The following is an 18,533-nucleotide window of genomic DNA, read 5'->3' on the forward strand; positions in this document are numbered from 1 at the left end:
ATCAGATCCGCTCGACTTGCATGTATTAGGCACGCCGCCAGCGTTCGTCCTGAGCCAGGATCAAACTCTCCATAAAAGTGTTTGATAGCTCTAAAACGTTGTTGCTATTTCGATCATTAAAGCTTGCGAAGTGTTTTGCTTCGCAAAACTTTAGATCGGGCAGTTTCGCTCGTTGTTCAGTTTTCAAAGAACAATTTCTTGTCTTTCGTTTCTTGCGTGTCGGCCGTTTTTCTCATCGGCGACTTTTATAATATATCACGTTCGCCTAGTGAAATGCAAGTCCTTTTTTTCATTTTTTTCGAGAAAGTTTTCTGCCCCATAAAAGGACATAAATATACGCTTCCGCATGAAGCGGAAGCGTATGAGTTCAACTCTATTTTAATACTTCTTTGATATGCAATTGACGTTCGGTGGCTAGATTCACGATCTTGCCGTCAATCGAAACCCAAGGACGCGTAGGATGCGTACGATCCGAGAATACAATCTCGCCTACCCGGTCATCGCTCAGCCGTACAACCGTTCCATTATGGAACTGGGTTACTTTCTCTACGAACGTTCTCACATAACCCGGATCGAGCTTTCCGAACGCATCGCTCTGAATTTGTTCAAGTACGAGATAAGGAGAAACGGCTTTGCGATAGCCTCGATTCAATGTCATCGCATGGAAGATATCCGCGATACACACGATCTTCGCATACGGGTGAATCTGGCTAGCGTCGATACCTAGCGGATAACCCGTCCCGTCCACCTTCTCATGGTGCTGAAGAGCGGCGAGTTTAACGCCTTCGTTGAGAGCTGCGACATTCTTAAGCAATTGATAGCCCAGAACCGTATGACGCTTCATCTCCTCCAGCTCGTCCGCCAATAGCGGAGTAGGCTTGGAGAGAATGGATCTGTCGATGCGCACGTTCCCGATATCTTTGAGCAGACCCGCCAAGGCAACCTGCATCCAATCCTTCTGCGGGAGCCCTACCCACTGAGCGATCAAATAAGAAGTCATCGCGGAGGTTACGTTATTATGAAGCAGGTAATCCCGCTCTTGGAACATCCTTGGCGCAAAAGTGAGCACCTTATAATCGGCGATATAGCCAAGAAGCTTCTCGAGCTGGACTCGAATATCCATGATCGGCATGCCTTGCCCGGCAACATAGGTACTAAACAGTTTCCTTAGCACCTCGATCATCTTCTCATACTCCTGCTGTAAGGGAGTAGCTGGCTGCAAGCTCGGCGATGTTGGCTGTGCAGGCTGCCCTTCAACAGATTTCGAATCGCCGTTGCTATTCTCGACGACTACCGCAGGTACTAAGAAAGCTTGCAAAATATCCAGTTCCTTCGGAGTAATCACTTTTCCCTTGTGAAACAATAGGCCGCCAAGGGGGGTGAGAACATCTTCCCCGATCTTATCGCCTAGTTTTAGCTGCGCAACCGCTACTGCAACCATACCTGTCCCCTCCCCCATGAGCTAGAGTATACAAGATGTGTGTTGGATCTGAGCTGCTCGTGCCGTTCGTTATTCGGAGTCAGGAGCATCCGTCTCTTGCTCTTCTTCAGACGTTGCGCCTTCGCTCTCTTCGCTCCGCGCTACGCGAGTAACGGTAGCAACCGTGTCGTCCTCGCGCGTATTAATGAGCTTCACGCCTTGCGTATTCCGGCCCATCGTGGAGATTCCCTCCATGCTGGTACGAATCAGCGTGCCGAGAGCCGTCATGATCATCAGGTCCTCGTCGTTCTCTACGACCTTCAGCGAGACGATCGGTCCATTCTTGTCCGTCACGTTAAGCGTCTTGATTCCTTTGCCGCCGCGGTTCTGGATCCGATACTCTCCTACCGGCGTACGTTTGCCGTAGCCTTTGGACGTAACGATGAGCACATCTTTATCCGGTACGACGACGTCCATGTCGATGACGGTATCGTCATCGTCCAGGCCGATACCCTTCACGCCGGTTGCCGAACGTCCCATGGAACGAACATCGTTCTCCGAGAACCGAATCGACATCCCCTGAGCGGTACCCATGATGATCTCTTGATTGCCATCCGTCAGCTTCACGCCGATCAGGTCGTCATCCTCGCGCAAGGAGATCGCGATCAATCCGACTTTGCGGATATTGATGTAATCGTCGAGAGGCGTCTTCTTAACGACGCCTTGTCTGGTCGCGAAGAACAGATAATGATCCGCATCGAAGGCTTGAACCGGGATAACCGCGTTAATCGTCTCGCCTTGCTCGATCTGAATCAAGTTGATGATCGGCGTTCCTCGAGCTGTACGGCTGAGATCCGGAATTTCGTAGGCTTTGAGCTTGTACACTTTGCCTTTGTTCGTGAAGAACAGCAAGAAGTGATGCGTGTTCGACACGAAGAGATGCTCAACGAAGTCATGCTCCTTGGTGTCCATGCCCACGACGCCTTTGCCTCCGCGCTTCTGGCTGCGATAAGTCGTAACCGGAAGACGCTTGATGTATCCGGAGTGCGTAATCGAGATGATGACGTCCTCGCGCGGAATCAGGTCCTCGTCCAAAATTTCTTCGTCGCTGGCCGTAATCTCCGTGCGGCGTTCGTCTCCGAACCGCTCTTTGATTTCGTTCAGCTCCGTGCTAATAATATCGAGCACCAGCTGCTCGTCCGCGAGAATCGCCTTGTATTCGGCAATCTTGGCCAAGAGCTCGGCGTATTCGGCTTCAATCTTGTCCCGCTCCAGTCCGGTCAGACGCTGCAGGCGCATGTCCAGAATCGCTTGCGCTTGCTCGTAGCTGAGCTGGAACCGGCCGATCAAACCTTCGCGCGCTTCTTCCGTCGTACGCGATCCGCGGATGAGGGCAATGACCTCGTCCAGGTTGTCCAAAGCGATCCTCAAGCCTTCCAAAATGTGCGCGCGCGCTTCGGCCTTCTTCAGGTCGTATTCGGTACGGCGGCGGATGACTTCGATCTGATGCTGCAAATAATGATAAAGCATGTCGCGCAGGTTCAGCGTCTTCGGCTCGCCGTTCACGAGGGCCAGCATGTTGATGCCGAAGTTCGACTGCAGCTGCGTATGCTTGTACAAGTTGTTCAGTACGACGCTCGGGTTTACGTCCCGGCGAAGCTCAATGACAACCCGCATGCCGTTGCGATCGGATTCGTCGCGCAGATCGGTAATGCCTTCGATCTTCTTCTCGCGTACGAGCTCCGCGATTTTCTCTACGAGTCTTGCTTTGATAACCTGGTAAGGAAGCTCGTGCACGAGAATTCGCGCCTTGCCGTTATGTTCTTCGATCGTCGCGCGCGCACGCATCGTAACCGATCCGCGACCGGTCAAATACGCTTGGCGGATGCCCGAAAGTCCCATGACATACGCGGCGGTCGGGAAATCCGGTCCCTTCACGTATTCCATCAGCTCAAGCGACGTAATTTCAGGATTGCGGATGAGCGCCTGCGCCCCGTCGATAACCTCGTTCAGGTTATGCGGCGGTATATTCGTAGCCATGCCCACGGCAATACCCGTTACCCCGTTCACCAGCAGGTTAGGGAAACGCGAAGGCAATACGACCGGCTCTTGTTCTTCGCCGTCATAGTTCGGTGCGAAGTCGATCGTTTCTTTGTTAATATCGCGAAGCAGCTCCATGGCCATTTTAGAAAGACGTGCTTCCGTATATCGCATGGCCGCCGCCATATCGCCGTCGATCGAACCGAAGTTGCCATGTCCGTCAACAAGCATATATCGCATGGAGAAATCCTGCGCCATCCTAACCATGGATTCGTAAACCGCGGAATCGCCGTGCGGATGGTACTTGCCGATGACTTCCCCTACAATTCTCGCCGACTTCTTGTGCGGCTTGTCCGGTGACATGCCAAGCTCCGACATCGCGTACAAAATACGACGGTGCACCGGCTTAAGCCCGTCCCGCACATCCGGTAACGCGCGGCTCACGATAATGCTCATCGCGTAGTCCATAAAGGAATCCCGCATCTCCGTGCCGATATCGCGGTCTGTCACTGACATTCGTTGTTCTTCCGCCATGCTTTACCTCCCTGACGTCATCTATCTGGTCAATCGTCAACCATTTCCATTACCGCATAAGAATCTGCTTCCGAAGTGGCTTTGCTTTGCAAAGCTGTAGGTCGCTCATCTAAGAGTTGCCTCGATATAGGCTTTATCATATTACTTTCACAAATCGGGCTTGCGTAAACCCGCAGGCGCTGCGGACGCTCCCTGCATTCAAAAAATAGGCCAATCGTTAAGCTCAGAACGCGAAAAATGGTCATAGATTAAATAGACCCAACTTTTATTATACCATTCATTCCAGAGTCTGTCTTGTGCTTGGACCGGAGCGGAACAGAAAAAACATTCGCGAAAACGCGGCCTTTTGCAGGCTATTCTGCGACATCCGATCATTTCGAGTTGCATCCCATAGAAAGAGGTGAACCCATTGGCCATTCGACGCGTGAGAAGCAAATGGGCGAAAACAAAAGTATTGCTGCGCTCTCCCAGGATGCATGCTTATATCCCTCACACGAAACGCTACGGCAAGGAATCCTTGTACCGCATGCTCCAGGATTACGAGATGGTCTACGTCAAGCCGATTAGCGGCACTTACGGGGACGGCGTTATCCGCGTGGAACGATTAAACGATCCGGCAGAGGGCTACAGGTACCAGATCGATACGACGTCCCGCACCGTATCGTCCTTCGAAGCGCTCTACCAAGCCTTGCAGCGTTATGCCAGCCGGAAAGGCTACATCGTGCAGAAAGGCATAGACATGCTGAAGCATCGCAACCGGAGATTCGACCTTCGCGTCATGGTGCAAAAAAACTTAAACAACAAATGGGAGACTTCGGGCATTATCGGGAGATTGGCTCATCCGCGCAAGATTATTACGAACTATCATAGCGGCGGAACGTTGATGGCATTGGAGAAGCTGATGTCCGACCACCAAGCTGCAGCCGAGACAAACGCACTCAAGGCCAATATCCGGAAGCTAGGCGTCAGAATCGGCAAGCAGCTTGAGGCCGCTTACCCGGGCTTGAAAGAGCTTGGCGTCGACGTTGCGCTCGACACGAAATTCCATCCTTGGATCCTTGAGGTCAATACGAAGCCGCATCCCTATGTCTTCAACAAGCTGGCCGATAAAACAATGCATCGAAGAGTAACCCGATACGCAGCTGCCTATGGCGGCATTAAGCGCAAATGTTCATGGAGCAAAAAATAAAGCAGCCACCTTCATTCGGGTGGCTGCTTGCCTAATTAAATATCCAGATTCGCGTATCTGGCGTATTTCTGTATGAATTCCCGCCGCGGCTCGACGTTGTCTCCCATTAGCGTATCGAAGATCGTATCCGCCTCGATCGCGTCCTGGATCGATACCTGCAGCATGGAACGGCTCTCGGGATCCATCGTCGTCTCCCATAGCTGGGTCGCGTCCATCTCTCCCAAACCTTTGTAACGCTGGATGTTCACTTTCACGCCTTCGCCGAATTCCGCAATGATTTGATCGCGTTCCTTCTCCGTAAGCGCGTAACGGACAACCTTGTTCCGCTCGATCTTGAAGAGCGGCGGCTGCGCGATATAGATAAAACCGGCTTCGATGATCTCCCTCATGTAGCGATAGAAGAAGGTCAGCAGCAGCGTGCGAATATGCGCGCCGTCGACGTCGGCGTCCGTCATGATGATGATCTTGTGGTAACGCGCCTTCGCGATGTCGAAGTCGTCGCTAATACCGGTGCCGAGCGCTGTAATGATCGCCCGAATCTCGGCATTGCCGAGAATGCGGTCGAGACGTGCCTTCTCCACGTTCAAAATCTTGCCGCGCAGCGGCAGGATGGCTTGGAAGTGGCGGTCGCGGCCTTGTTTGGCGGAGCCGCCGGCCGAGTCGCCTTCGACGATGTACAGCTCGCTGATCGCCGCGTCCTTCGACGAGCAGTCCGCCAGCTTGCCCGGCAGCGAGCCTACTTCGAGCGCGCTCTTCCGGCGCGTCAGCTCGCGTGCTTTGCGTGCCGCTTCGCGCGCGCGGGCAGCTTGCAAGCCTTTGTCCACGATTCTACGCGATACGCCGGGATTCTCTTCGAGGAATTCCTGAAACTTCTCCGCGAAGAAAGATTCCACGATGCCGCGAACCTCGCTGTTACCGAGCTTCGTCTTCGTTTGTCCCTCGAACTGAGGTTCCGGAATCTTCACGGAAATAATCGCCGTCAGCCCTTCCCGGACGTCGTCGCCTGAGAAGTTGGAGTCGTTTTCCTTGATCAGGTTCATCTTCCGCGCGTAGTCGTTGATAATCCGCGTCAGTGCGCTCTTGAAGCCGGATTCGTGCGTGCCGCCTTCATGCGTATTGATATTGTTCGCGAAGGAATAAATATTCTCCGTGTAGCTGTCGTTATATTGCAGCGCGACTTCGACGTGGATATGATCCTTGGCGCCTTCCACGTAGATCGGCGCTTCGTGCAGCGCCTCGCGGTTGCGGTTCAAATAGTTGACGAACTCGATGATGCCCCCTTCGTACTTGAAGGAGTTCGATACGCCCGTGCGTTCGTCGGTCAGCGTAATCTCGATGCCCTTGTTCAGGAACGCCAGTTCGCGGATCCGCGACTGAAGCGTCTCGTAGTCGTAAACCGTCGTTTCCGTGAAGATCTCGGGATCCGGCTGGAATGTTACCGTTGTGCCCGTCTCCTGTGATTCGCCCACGACCTTGATATCATATTGCGGAGCGCCTCTGCGGTATTCCTGCTGATAGAGGTTTCCCTCGCGCTTGACTTGCACGATGACGGATTCGGACAAAGCGTTCACAACCGACACGCCTACGCCGTGCAGACCGCCGGACACCTTGTAGCCTTCGCCGCCGAACTTGCCGCCGGCATGAAGGACAGTCATTACGACCTCCAGCGTCGACTTCTGCAGCTTCGCGTTCATGCCGACCGGAATGCCGCGACCGTTGTCGATGACGGTAATGCTATTATTTTCATGAACGATCACATCGATCTTGTTGCAATAACCGGCCAGCGCTTCGTCGATACTGTTGTCGACGACTTCCCATACGAGATGGTGAAGTCCTTTGCCGCTGGTGGAGCCGATATACATCCCCGGACGTTTGCGGACGGCCTCCAAACCTTCGAGAACCTGTATCTGACTCTCGTCATACGTATGCTGTTCCAAAGACATGCAAGCTCACTGCTCCTCTCGACTGCTCTTCCTGTTCGTTATCCATTCGCCGCAAAATGATGCGCTCGTTTCTTGAGTGTAGAGGATGAGATAGGCGAATAATAAATTTTTTTCTTCGTAACCACGATGGACTTCGGCTCTTCTTCGCCGATCGTCTCCACGTCCTTGCGCTTATGGGCACCCGCGACGAATTGTTTGGACAGCTTGGAGGATTGCTCGATAGATATATCAAAGATGGCAACTAGCTCTACGGCCCTGATGATCTTCTCTCCGCCCAGATGAATATACATGCCTTCCCCCGCCTCTCCTAAAGCCCAATTTTGATCACGAAGCATCCAAAGACCGGGCTTGTGGAATGCCTACTCATACGGTCACTCTGCCTTCGCGCACATAATAGATACCGGCATCGTGGAGTTTGCTCGTGTTGACGCTCTCCAGGCCGGTTGTTGTAATAAAGGTCTGCACCTTGCTTTGGAAGGTTTCTATGAGCTGCGTCTGCCGATTCTGATCCAGCTCCGACAATACGTCGTCGAGCAAGAGCAGGGGATATTCCCCAATCTCCTCATGGATCAGCTCGATCTCGGCCAGCTTCAGCGATAAGGCCGTGGTGCGCTGCTGCCCCTGCGAGCCGAATACATGGGCTTCCTTGCCGTTGATGAAGAAAGCCAAATCGTCGCGATGAGGTCCGGCGAGCGTAACGCCTCTCCGAATCTCCTGATCTTTCACTTGTGTTAACTTTAACATAAATTGATCAAATAAAACAGGTTCATCTTGCGTGGCGTCCGTATCGAAGGATGGCCGGTACTCGATGGTCAGCTTCTCGGAGCCGTTCGTGATGCCGGCATGAATTTGTTCCGCATAGATTTGCAGTTTATGTATAAAGTGTTTCCTCTTTTTCATGATTTTAACACCTAGCTCGGCTAGCTGCATGTTCCATACTTCCATCATCGTCGCGTTGACGCTGCCTGGTCCTGCGCCCTTCAAGTAGTTGTTGCGCTGTTGGAGCACCTTGCCGTATTGCTGCAGCGTATACAGATAACCGGGCTGCACCTGTCCGATCTCCATGTCGAGGAATCGGCGGCGCACGCCCGGCGTGCCTTTCACTATCTCGAGATCTTCCGGCGCGAACATGACGACGTTGACCGATCCGATGAAGTCGCTCAGCTTGCGCTGCTCCAGCCCGTTAATCTTCGCCTTCTTGCCCTGCGAGGAGAAGAGAAGATCGAGGGTGATGGCGCCGTAACGTTTGTCTACCGCCCCCGATATCCGTGCGGAGTCTCCTTGCCAGCCGATCAGTTCCTTGTCCTTGGAAGTCCGATGCGACTTCGACAAGGCAAGCACGAAGATTGCTTCGAGCAGATTCGTTTTGCCTTGGGCATTCGGTCCGAGGAAAACGTTTACTTGATTCGACGTAGCCAGCTCGAGGCTGGCGTAATTTCGATAATTTTGCAATTCGATATGTGTCAGAAACACGATTCGACCTCCCGGTCCCTACGCGAATTCACGCGCAACGACAAATGTGCCGCAGCCTTCGACTTCCACTTTGTCGCCCGCGTACAGCTTGCGGCCCCGGCGGTTATCCACTTCCCCGTTTATGTGGATAACGGTCTCCAGCAAGAAAAATTTCGCTTGTCCACCTGTGGATATACAATCCGCCAGCTTCAGAAACTTCCCTAATTCGATATATTCCGTCCGAATCGGTATCTCTTTCATCCTCTTCGCTTCCTTTCGGGCTTTCCTGGGATTAACTTGTCGTGCGGTAAGGCAAAATGACGTACATGCTGTACGGATGATCCATCGGACGCACGATAATCGGCCTCATCGCGCCCGTGAATCCGATGAACAATTGTTCGCTGTCAATGACTTTCAGCACATCCAGCATATATTTTGAGTTAAATGCGATGCGGAGCGGATCTCCCGTCATTTGTTTCGCGTCCAGCTGCTCCGTTACGCGTCCGAGCTCGGTGGAACTGGACGAAATTTCGATCATTCCGTCCTCCATTGTCGAGAGCCGGACGATATTCGTTTTTTCTTCGCGGGACATGAGATAGGCGCGGTCGATCGCATCCATGACGTTCCGGGTATCGAGGACGAGTTCTGTTTCGAACACTTGCGGAATAATCTTGGAAGTATCGGGATACGTGCCGTCCAGAATCCGGGTATAGAACAGAATGTTGTCGACCTTGAACAACACCTGGTTGTCGGCCACGACGACGTCGACGAGCGTATTCTGGTCGGGAATTAGACGCGACAATTCGTTTAGCGTCTTCGCCGAAATGACGATGTTGCTAAAGCTCAGGTCGGAATCGACTTTTGTCGTTCGGCTTGCAAGGCGATGTCGGTCCGTCGCCACAAACTTCAGTTCGCCTTCGTGCAAATTCCAAAGCACGCCCGTCAGAATCGGCGTTTGTTCGCTTGTCGAAGCGGCCAGAATCGTCTGTCTAATCATCGATTTGATCAAATCGCCAGGAATTTGAAGCACGTCGTTCTGTTCGATGGACGGAAGCACCGGGAATTCCTCAGGGTCGAGACCCACCATCTGGATCTCGGTCGAGCCGGAACGGATGATCGTTTGGAACTGGCTGCTTACGTCGATCATGACTTGGTCGGAAGGCAGCTTCTTGACGATTTCGACAAAAAATTTGGCCGGCAGCACTACGCTTCCGGGTTTGTCGACTTGCGCGATTATCGTATCTCCTTGTTCTACGGAGATAAAGCTCTGAATAGATATATCAGTATCGCTGGCTGTTAGCGTTACGAATTGATGGTTCACGTCGATCTTGATGCCGCCGAGAATCGGAATGGCCGGACGAGCGGAGACGGCTTTGGCGACTTGTTGGATCGCATCGTTTAGTTCGTTTTTGGAGATCGTAAGTTTCATTTCGTCACCTGTTTCTACAAGATTTTTAGGCGATAGCCGCAAACGACGAAGTCGTTAAATATAGGTATTATTTTAAAAGATTTTTAGTAGACGTAGTAGTAGGGGCCCTGAATATGTGGATAACCCCATTTAACGCTGATAAAGCAAGCCTATCCACATGTGCATAGCGTGTGCATAGGCTTGCTTAGTTGTTCACATTTGATTTTTTACTTTTTCAGTCAAATTCTGAATGATCTTGTACAGCTCTTGGTCAATCTTCAGTTGCTGCGTAATTTTCTCGTGGGCGTGTATGACGGTCGTATGGTCGCGTCCTCCGAACGCCTCGCCGATCTTCGGCAAGGAATAGTCGGTCAGCTCTCTGGAGAGGTACATTGCGATCTGTCTTGGATAGGCAACCGCTTTGGTCCGTTTCCTTGCCTTGAACTCCTCCATGCGAAGCCCGTAGAATTCCCCGACTTTTACCTGAATGTCCTGTATTGTAATCATGCGCGGCCGGCTGGAAGGAATAATGTCCTTGAGCGCTTCCGCTGCCAAGTGCGACGTGATGTCGGCGTTAATGAGCGAAGAATAGGCGACGACCCGGATCAGCGCGCCTTCCAGCTCGCGTATGTTCGTGTCGATCTGATTGGCGATGTAGTTCATCGCTTCGTTCGGGATATCCAAATTCTCGGCTTTCGCTTTCTTGCGGAGAATGGCGATGCGCGTCTCCAGATCCGGAGGCTGAATATCGGTGATGAGACCCCATTCGAACCGGGAACGGAGGCGATCCTCCAGCGTGGGGATCTCTTTCGGCGGTCGATCGCTGGAAATGACGATCTGCTTGCGTTCTTCATGCAAGGCGTTAAAGGTATGGAAGAACTCTTCCTGCGTTTGTTCCTTGCCCGCCAGGAACTGAATATCGTCGATCAGCAGGACGTCGATGTTACGGTATTTCGTTCGAAAACTCTCGCCCTGGCTGTCCCTGATGGCGTTAATGAATTCGTTCGTAAATTTCTCGGAAGAAATATAGAGAACCCTCGTATTCGGGTTATGGTCCATAATGTAGTGCCCGATCGCATGCATTAAGTGCGTCTTGCCAAGCCCGACGCCGCCGTATAGGAACAGCGGATTATACGCTTTGGCCGGCGCTTCCGCGACCGCGAGCGATGCAGCGTGCGCGAATCGGTTGTTTGCACCGATGACGAACGTATCGAACGTATACTTCGGATTCAGCATATGGGTATGGGGTTCATCGGACGAGACGTGATGGTGAACCTGTTTCGGCGGGAATACGATGCTCTGTTCGGCCGACTTCGGTTCATCGATGGAGAATCGCACGTCGATCTGCCTTCCGAGGAATTCGTACAGCGTCGTCCTGATCAGCTTCGTATAACGACCTTCCAGCCATTCTGCGGCAAATGTGGTCGGCGCGGTAACTTCAAGCACGGAATCATCGACGAAAGAAGCTTTGGTCGCTTTGAACCAAGTGTCAAAGCTGGGTTTGCTAAGCTTCGTTTGGATGATTGACAATACTTGTTGCCATAAGTCATAAGTATGGCTGTCCACAGACTGTCACTCCTTATCTTCTATCGCCCAAAGGCGGGGCCCGCGCGGAAACTTGTCGAATACCTATCTTTATGCACGAAAATATCCACATTCTGACGGATATTTGAGAAGTGAGTTATAAATAGGGGATAATTTTGTTCACAATGTTATCCACAGGCTGTTAATAATTTAGCGCGGAATTGATGCTCATCCACAACGAAAACATATCCATCATAGCAAAAGATGCCTTATATTTCAACGGATTTGCTTATATTATCCACATACTCAAGAGCTTGTGTATAAAAGTTATCGACAACACTAGATATTGTTTATATCTTGTTAAGAATTCGACAAAGTTCGATTAAGCCGCCGAAATTCTGTCCACATGTTATTAGTTTCGGACGAACGGGGATGATTCATTCATTTATCCACAGCTGAAAAACGAAAAGATTTGGCAACGGCTCCCCCGGGGACCGAACATTGACTTTTGCCCGGCTGCGTGGTTTAATAGTAAAAGCGTATTTTTATGTAAGATCGCGGCGGTTGCCGCTCAACGTTTCGATTCACATGTAATATAGGAGGTGCAGCATAAATGAGACCTACATTTAAACCGAATGTAAGCAAACGTGCTAAAGTGCATGGCTTCCGCAAGCGGATGAGCACGAAGAACGGTCGCAAAGTTTTGGCGGCTCGTCGTCAAAAAGGTAGAAAAGTACTGAGCGCGTAAGCAGAAGACCACGTCTGGTGGTCTTTTTTTTTGCTCGCATTTAGAGCTGCGCCCATTTGGAAATACTGATGAGAACGAAGAAGGAACGGTGGATATCAGACGTGCGTAGAAAATTGCGTCTTCGCAGCCGCGAAGATTTCAATCGGATCTATCGGGGTGGCAAGTCGTTCGCGAACGGCCAATTCGTCGTATACTGGTCGAGGCAGAAGATCGCCGATCCGTTCCGGCTCGGCGTGTCGGCCAGCAAAAAAATCGGCAACGCCGTCATGCGCAACCGGATGAGGCGTATGGTGAAGGAAATCGTACGGCATATGGAGGACCGGATCGTGCCGGGGACAGACTTCATTTTAATTGTAAGAAAGCCCGCGACGGCCATGAAGCTGAGAGAGATGGAGAAGAGCGTGGGACATGTGCTTAAGAAAGCCGGTTTATTGAAGAAAACCGACTGATCGGGCAGGAGTTCGAACGCGTTTGCATGCGATTCGGAATACGTTCGGCCCGCCTCGAATGAAAGCGCCGCGATTTGCTGGAAGCAGCCGCCGACGCTTGAAATATAGGAAAGTATATGATTTGCCATACTTTCTCTATATTTCTCGGAATGAAACTTACCGCGCCGCCAAAGGACGGCGACAGCCATTTCACCTTGTTTATTTGTGTTATAAATTATGGTATAGTCTATCTTGGAATAGAACTATGCAGAAGCTCTCAGAGAGGAGATTTAATGTTGTTTCGGAATTCAAAACGAAAATGGCTTCTAGTGCTTGGCCTGGTCATGATGATTGGCCTGCTTGCAGGTTGTGCTCCGGCCGATCATACGATGGACACGCCCGATTTGCTTAAGGGTAACTTCTGGGAGAAAAACGTCGTTTATTATTTCGCCATTACGCTTGATGCTTTCGCGAGGTGGATGGGCGATTCCTACGTCCTGGCGATCTTGCTTCTGACGATTATCGTGAGGACGCTTATTCTGCCGTTGACGCTGAAGCAATACCGCAGCTCCAAGGCAATGCAAGCGCTGCAACCTCAAATGGCGGATATTAAAAAGAAATATAAAGATAACCCGCAGAAGCAGCAAGAAGAGACGATGAAGCTGTTCCAAACGCACGGCGTGAACCCGATGGCTGGATGTCTTCCGCTGATCGTGCAGATGCCGGTATTCATCGCGCTTTACAATGCGATTTATTGGAATAAGGATATTCGGACCGAAGAGCTGTTCGGCTTCGGGCTCGGAGAGCCAAGCCCATGGTACTTCCTGCCGGTGCTTGCCGCGCTTACGACGTTCGTTCAGTCGAAGATGATGCAGAAGCAGCAGACGCAGCAGATGCCTGGCATGGGAATGATTCTGACGATTTTCCCGGTGCTCATCTTCGTCATGTCGATGTCGTTCCCGGCCGCATTGCCGCTGTACTGGGTATTCAGCAACACGTATACCATCGTTCAAAACTATTTCCTGTACGTACGTTCATCTGACAAGGGTAAGAAGGAGGTCCTTGCGAAATGAAGAAAATCGTTGCATCGGGCAAGACGATAGACGATGCTGTGCGTAATGGATTGTCACAATGGCAAGTAACGGAAGACCGTGTTAAGGTTGTCGTGCTGGAACAGCCGTCGAAAGGGTTGTTCGGACTGATCGGAGTGAAGGAAGCAAAGGTGGAGCTGGAGCTTATTCCGGATCCGCTGGCGGAAGCCGAGCAGTTCCTTACCGAAGTGGCGCGTACAATGGGACTTTCAGTTCAGATCGATCGCAAGCAAACGAAAGAAGGCTTCTATCTGTCCGTATCGGGCAGCGGAGACCTAGGCATGCTGATTGGACGCCGGGGAGGCACGCTCGACGCGTTGCAGTACCTGGTGAATATTGTGGCCAACCGTTATTCAGACAGTCATCTTCGAATCGTCCTTGATGCAGAGGATTTTCGCGAACGCCGTCGCAAGACATTGGAAGAGTTATCCGACCGTCTGGCGGGGCGTGTCATCCGCACGAGAAAAGAAGTTGTTCTCGAGCCAATGTCGCCGCATGAACGCAAGGTCATCCATTCGCAGCTTCAGAACCATCCCAAAGTAAGGACGTTCAGCAAAGGCGACGAGCCCAATCGGCGCGTAGTCATTGCTTTGAGGTAATGCGAAGTCTTACCAAGTCTTACCTTCAACCATACCGATATAACCGATTCGCAGCAATGGCTTCCAAGGTCATTGCTGTTTTTCCATTCTGCATGAGAAACATGAAGAGGTGCTGATTGAACATGATTCATGATACGATTGCCGCGATTTCCACCGCTGTCGGGGAAGGCGGGATTGCGATCATTCGGGTAAGCGGACCGCAAGCGATTAGCGGAATCGCTCGAATTTTTTCATCCAAAATAAGTCTGAACGATGCGGAATCGCATACGGTGCATTACGGGTATATCGTCGATCCCAGCTCCGGCGAGAAAGTTGAAGAAGTGCTCATCACGCTGATGCGAGGCCCACGTTCGTTCACTGCGGAGGATGTCGTCGAAATCAATGCGCACGGCGGCGTCATAGCGGTGAAGAAGGTGCTCGACATTGTGCTGCTGCAGGACGATATTCGTACCGCGGAGCCTGGGGAGTTCACGAAGAGGGCATTCCTCAACGGGCGTATCGACCTGATGCAGGCGGAGGCCGTCATCGACTTGATCCGTTCGAAGTCGGATCGGGCATTCTCGGTGGCGCGTAAACAAGCGGAAGGCGTTCTGTCGAAGAAGATTAAGGCGCTGCGCCAGACGGTCATCGAACTTTTGGCCCATATCGAGGTCAATATCGATTATCCGGAGCATGATGTCGAAGAAATGACGAGCGCGTATATTCGCGAACAGTGTCAGCTTGCGATCGGCGAAATCGACAAACTGCTAAAAACGGCGAATGAAGGCAAAATATTGCGTGAGGGGATTATGACGGCCATTGTCGGAAGACCGAATGTCGGCAAATCTTCGCTTATGAACGTGTTGACGCAGGAGAACAAAGCGATCGTGACGGATATTCCGGGTACGACGAGGGATGTCATCGAACAATTCGTTACGCTGAACGGGATACCGCTGCGCTTGCTCGATACGGCAGGCATTCGGGAGACAAGCGATGTGGTGGAGCGAATCGGCGTGGAAAGGTCGCGCGACGCGCTTCAGGAAGCGGATCTCATTTTGTTCGTGCTGAATTACAATGAACCGCTGCAATCGGATGATCGGCAGTTGCTGGAGCAGCTCGAAGGACGATCGGTCGTGGCGATCATTAACAAAACCGATTTGCAAGGGTTTTTGGAGCTTGATGAAGTAGAGCGTTACGTGCCGTCTGATCGCATTGTGCGCATGTCCGTTTTGGAGGAACGCGGGCTCGATGGATTGGAATCGACAATAAGCGAGATGTTTTTCGAAGGTCAGTTAGAGGCGAATGATCTGACTTATGTCAGCAACGTTCGACATATATCGCTGCTGAAGCGAGCGAAGCAATCACTGGAAGATGCGATCGATGCTACTTATTCGGGTATTCCGATTGATGTGATACAGATTGATGCAAGGCTCGCATGGGAGTCGCTTGGCGAAATATTGGGCGATGAAGCGGGGGATTCGCTGATTGATCAAATTTTTTCTCAGTTTTGTCTTGGAAAGTAGGAGGGATCCATAATGGGATATGTGGCAGGTGAATTTGATGTTATCGTCATCGGAGCGGGGCATGCGGGCTGCGAGTCTGCGCTTGCTTCGGCTAGAATGGGCTGCGAGACGCTGCTCTTGACGATCAATTTGGACATGGTTGCGTTTATGCCATGCAATCCTTCGATCGGCGGTCCGGCGAAGGGTCATGTCGTGCGCGAGATCGACGCGTTAGGTGGAGAGATGGGACGCAATATCGACAAAACGTTTATCCAAATGAGGATGTTGAACACCGGGAAAGGACCGGCCGTTCACGCGCTTCGCGCGCAAGCCGACAAGTTCTCTTATCAACATTTGATGAAGAAAACAATCGAAGAAACGCCGCATTTGACGCTTCGGCAGGGAATGGCGGAAGAGCTGATCGTGGAGGATGGCAAGTGCGTGGGCATCGTCACGAAATCGGGCGCGGAGTATAGGGCGAAAGCCATTGTTGTCACTACTGGCACCTATCTGCGTGGCAAAATCATCATGGGTGAGCTGATGTACGAGAGCGGACCGAACAATCAACAACCGTCCGTCCGTTTGTCCGCCAGCTTGAAGGAGCATGGCTTGGAGCTGATCCGCTTCAAAACCGGCACGCCTCCGCGGGTGCATAAGGATACGATCGATTTCTCCAAAACGGAGATTCAACCCGGCGACGAGAAACCGAAATTTTTCTCGCATGAGACGGAGTCGTCCGATAATGAGCAACTGCCGTGCTGGCTGACGTATACGTCGGAAGATACGCATCGCATTATTAACGACAATCTGCATCGTGCGCCGATGTTTTCTGGTGCTATCGAAGGGACAGGACCGCGTTATTGCCCGTCCATCGAAGACAAGATCGTTCGTTTCGCGGACAAACCAAAACATCAGATTTTCTTGGAGCCGGAGGGCAAGCACACCTCCGAATATTATGTACAAGGGTTATCGACCAGCATGCCGGAAGACGTACAACTCAGCATTTTACGTTCAATTCCAGGATTGGAAAAAGTTGAGATGATGCGCACCGGTTACGCAATCGAATACGATGCGGTTATCCCCACTCAGCTATGGCCATCGCTGGAGACAAAGGTGATTGACGGCTTATTCACAGCTGGACAAATCAACGGCACTTCCGGGTACGAGGAAGCGGCAGGGCAAGGCATTATTGCAGGCATTAACGCCGCGCGCAAGGTGCAGGGGAAAGAAGCGGTTATCATCGGTCGTTCCCAAGGTTACATTGGTGTCATGATCGATGACCTGGTGACCAAAGGCACGAATGATCCTTATCGTTTGCTGACTTCGCGTGCCGAATACCGACTATTGCTTCGCCATGATAATGCCGATCTGCGTCTCACGCCGGTAGGCCACGAAATCGGATTGATCACGGAAGAGCGTTACGAGAAGTTCTTGAAGAAAAAAGAGTTGGTGGAGCAAGAGGTTGAACGTCTTCGTAGTACGAAGGTGAAACCAGAAGAGATGGAGAACGTACTTCTGGAAGCGGGATCCGCTCCGATGACGCAGGGCGGAGATGTATTGTCGTTGCTTCGCAGACCGGAAGTGACCTATGCGATGCTGGAGACCGTCGTCCCTTCACCTTATGATTTGACGGAAGAAATGAAGGAGCAAGTCGAGATTCAAATCAAATACGCCGGTTATATCGAGAAGCAGCTGCTACAAGTCGAGCGTCTTAACAAGATGGAGAAAAAGAAGATCCCCGACGATATCGATTATGGGGATGTTCGCGGATTGGCTTCCGAAGCGAAACAGAAGCTTGGCGTGATCCGCCCATTGTCGATCGGCCAGGCATCACGGATCGCTGGCGTAACGCCTGCCGATATTTCCATCCTGCTTGTTTATATGGAGCATTATAATCGCGTAACCGCGGCAAGAAAGTCAGGGGCTTAAATGGATACAACAACGACTTGGTTTATCGAAAAGCTGGGGGAGAAGGGGATAGCCCTTTCCTCCCGACAGCTTGAGCAGTTTGAAGCCTACTACGAAATTTTGGTGGACTGGAACGAACGAATGAATTTGACCGGAATTACCGAGCGCAATGCCGTTTACGAAAAACATTTTTACGATTCGGTTTCGCTTTCTTTTTTTGTGGATATCGATAAAGTGAATAACATTGCCGACATCGGTTCGGGCGCCGGATTTCCCAGCATTCCTCTTAAGATTTGTTTTCCCCATTTGAAGGTTTTAATCGTAGATTCCTTAAACAAACGTATTTCATTCCTGAACGCTTTGGTTGAACGATTGGGATTATCCGATGTCGAGTGCGTCCATGGCCGTGCGGAAGATATCGCACGGATGCCGCAATACCGGGATCGTTATGACCTTGTTACTGCCCGAGCGGTTGCACGACTGAATGTACTGAATGAATTTTGTTTGCCATTCGTTCGGCCAGGCGGCAATTTCGCGGCGATGAAAGGTTCGCAGTCTCAAGAAGAAGTAAAAGAAGCAGCCTTCAGCCTTAAGGAGCTAAAAAGCAAGGTGTTGCGTGAGCATGGCATGGTGCTGCCGAACGAAGGTTCCGAACGACATATTATTGTTGTCGAGAAACTAGGAGAAACGCCACGCAAATATCCTAGAAAAGCTGGGGTTCCGTTGAAACAGCCTCTCGCCTAATCAAATGACCAGTATTCAAATTCT

16 protein-coding genes and 1 rRNA gene are annotated in these 18,533 nt (G+C 51.4%); 8 read left to right on the forward strand and 9 right to left on the reverse strand.

Annotated features, from left to right (window positions below; all coding sequences use genetic code 11):
* From RB620_RS20800 to gyrA, 3 genes are all read right to left on the reverse strand, one after another.
* A 16S ribosomal RNA gene (locus RB620_RS20800) occupies nucleotides 1–76 on the reverse strand; the annotation flags it as partial.
* A gap of 297 nt (nucleotides 77–373) precedes the next feature.
* On the reverse strand, nucleotides 374–1,441 hold the full coding sequence (locus tag RB620_RS20805) for an HD-GYP domain-containing protein (RefSeq protein WP_308097652.1): 1,068 nt from the start codon (nucleotides 1,439–1,441) through the stop codon (nucleotides 374–376).
* A gap of 69 nt (nucleotides 1,442–1,510) precedes the next feature.
* The gene (gene gyrA, locus RB620_RS20810) at nucleotides 1,511–3,994 is read right to left on the reverse strand and encodes a DNA gyrase subunit A (RefSeq protein WP_308097654.1); all 2,484 of its coding nucleotides are present in this window, start codon (nucleotides 3,992–3,994) and stop codon (nucleotides 1,511–1,513) included.
* A 409-nt stretch (nucleotides 3,995–4,403) separates the two neighbouring features.
* Between gyrA and RB620_RS20815 the strand changes: the two genes are divergently transcribed.
* Nucleotides 4,404–5,183, forward strand: coding sequence for a YheC/YheD family protein (locus RB620_RS20815; protein WP_308097656.1), 780 nt, complete (start codon nucleotides 4,404–4,406; stop codon nucleotides 5,181–5,183).
* Nucleotides 5,184–5,218: 35 nt separating this feature from the next.
* Here RB620_RS20815 and gyrB read toward each other — a convergent pair whose 3' ends face one another.
* The 6 genes from gyrB to dnaA all read right to left on the reverse strand — a co-directional run bounded on the left by gyrB (nucleotide 5,219) and on the right by dnaA (nucleotide 11,552).
* Nucleotides 5,219–7,126 carry a DNA topoisomerase (ATP-hydrolyzing) subunit B gene (gene gyrB, locus RB620_RS20820; protein WP_308097659.1) on the reverse strand — a complete coding sequence of 636 codons (1,908 nt, stop codon included), beginning with the start codon at nucleotides 7,124–7,126 and terminating at the stop codon, nucleotides 5,219–5,221.
* 38 nt (nucleotides 7,127–7,164) lie between these two features.
* Nucleotides 7,165–7,416 carry an extracellular matrix regulator RemB gene (gene remB, locus RB620_RS20825; RefSeq protein ID WP_087572529.1) on the reverse strand — a complete coding sequence of 84 codons (252 nt, stop codon included), beginning with the start codon at nucleotides 7,414–7,416 and terminating at the stop codon, nucleotides 7,165–7,167.
* A gap of 73 nt (nucleotides 7,417–7,489) precedes the next feature.
* On the reverse strand, nucleotides 7,490–8,599 hold the full coding sequence (gene recF / locus RB620_RS20830) for a DNA replication/repair protein RecF (protein WP_308097663.1): 1,110 nt from the start codon (nucleotides 8,597–8,599) through the stop codon (nucleotides 7,490–7,492).
* 18 nt (nucleotides 8,600–8,617) lie between these two features.
* The gene (yaaA, locus tag RB620_RS20835) at nucleotides 8,618–8,839 is read right to left on the reverse strand and encodes a S4 domain-containing protein YaaA (RefSeq protein ID WP_308097666.1); all 222 of its coding nucleotides are present in this window, start codon (nucleotides 8,837–8,839) and stop codon (nucleotides 8,618–8,620) included.
* A 31-nt stretch (nucleotides 8,840–8,870) separates the two neighbouring features.
* Complete coding sequence (gene dnaN, locus RB620_RS20840; protein WP_308097668.1) at nucleotides 8,871–10,007, reverse strand: DNA polymerase III subunit beta; 1,137 nt, start codon at nucleotides 10,005–10,007, stop codon at nucleotides 8,871–8,873.
* Nucleotides 10,008–10,199: 192 nt separating this feature from the next.
* Entirely contained in the window at nucleotides 10,200–11,552 is a 1,353-nt protein-coding gene (gene dnaA / locus RB620_RS20845) for a chromosomal replication initiator protein DnaA (RefSeq protein WP_308097670.1), read from the reverse strand.
* Nucleotides 11,553–12,123: 571 nt separating this feature from the next.
* Here dnaA and rpmH point away from each other — a divergent pair.
* The 7 genes from rpmH (at nucleotide 12,124) to rsmG (ending at nucleotide 18,509) form a co-directional block, all read left to right on the forward strand.
* Nucleotides 12,124–12,258 (forward strand): 50S ribosomal protein L34, encoded by a 135-nt coding sequence (rpmH, locus tag RB620_RS20850; protein ID WP_087572533.1) that lies wholly within the window; start codon nucleotides 12,124–12,126, stop codon nucleotides 12,256–12,258.
* 101 nt (nucleotides 12,259–12,359) lie between these two features.
* Nucleotides 12,360–12,707 (forward strand): ribonuclease P protein component, encoded by a 348-nt coding sequence (gene rnpA, locus RB620_RS20855; protein ID WP_308097673.1) that lies wholly within the window; start codon nucleotides 12,360–12,362, stop codon nucleotides 12,705–12,707.
* A gap of 272 nt (nucleotides 12,708–12,979) precedes the next feature.
* A complete protein-coding gene (locus RB620_RS20860; RefSeq protein ID WP_308097675.1) occupies nucleotides 12,980–13,759 on the forward strand; it encodes a YidC/Oxa1 family membrane protein insertase in 780 nt (259 codons plus the stop codon).
* Nucleotides 13,756–14,376 carry an RNA-binding cell elongation regulator Jag/EloR gene (gene jag, locus RB620_RS20865; protein ID WP_308097677.1) on the forward strand — a complete coding sequence of 207 codons (621 nt, stop codon included), beginning with the start codon at nucleotides 13,756–13,758 and terminating at the stop codon, nucleotides 14,374–14,376. Before RB620_RS20860 ends, jag begins: the two co-directional genes overlap by 4 nt.
* A gap of 122 nt (nucleotides 14,377–14,498) precedes the next feature.
* A complete protein-coding gene (gene mnmE, locus RB620_RS20870) occupies nucleotides 14,499–15,878 on the forward strand; it encodes a tRNA uridine-5-carboxymethylaminomethyl(34) synthesis GTPase MnmE (protein ID WP_308097801.1) in 1,380 nt (459 codons plus the stop codon).
* Nucleotides 15,879–15,890: 12 nt separating this feature from the next.
* Nucleotides 15,891–17,786, forward strand: a complete 1,896-nt coding sequence (gene mnmG / locus RB620_RS20875) for a tRNA uridine-5-carboxymethylaminomethyl(34) synthesis enzyme MnmG (RefSeq protein ID WP_308097678.1) — start codon at nucleotides 15,891–15,893, stop codon at nucleotides 17,784–17,786.
* On the forward strand, nucleotides 17,787–18,509 hold the full coding sequence (rsmG, locus tag RB620_RS20880; RefSeq protein ID WP_308097679.1) for a 16S rRNA (guanine(527)-N(7))-methyltransferase RsmG: 723 nt from the start codon (nucleotides 17,787–17,789) through the stop codon (nucleotides 18,507–18,509).
* Nucleotides 18,510–18,533 lie beyond the last annotated feature (24 nt).

The sequence above is a fragment of the Paenibacillus sp. LHD-117 genome (assembly GCF_030929555.1).
Lineage (GTDB): Bacteria > Bacillota > Bacilli > Paenibacillales > Paenibacillaceae > Pristimantibacillus.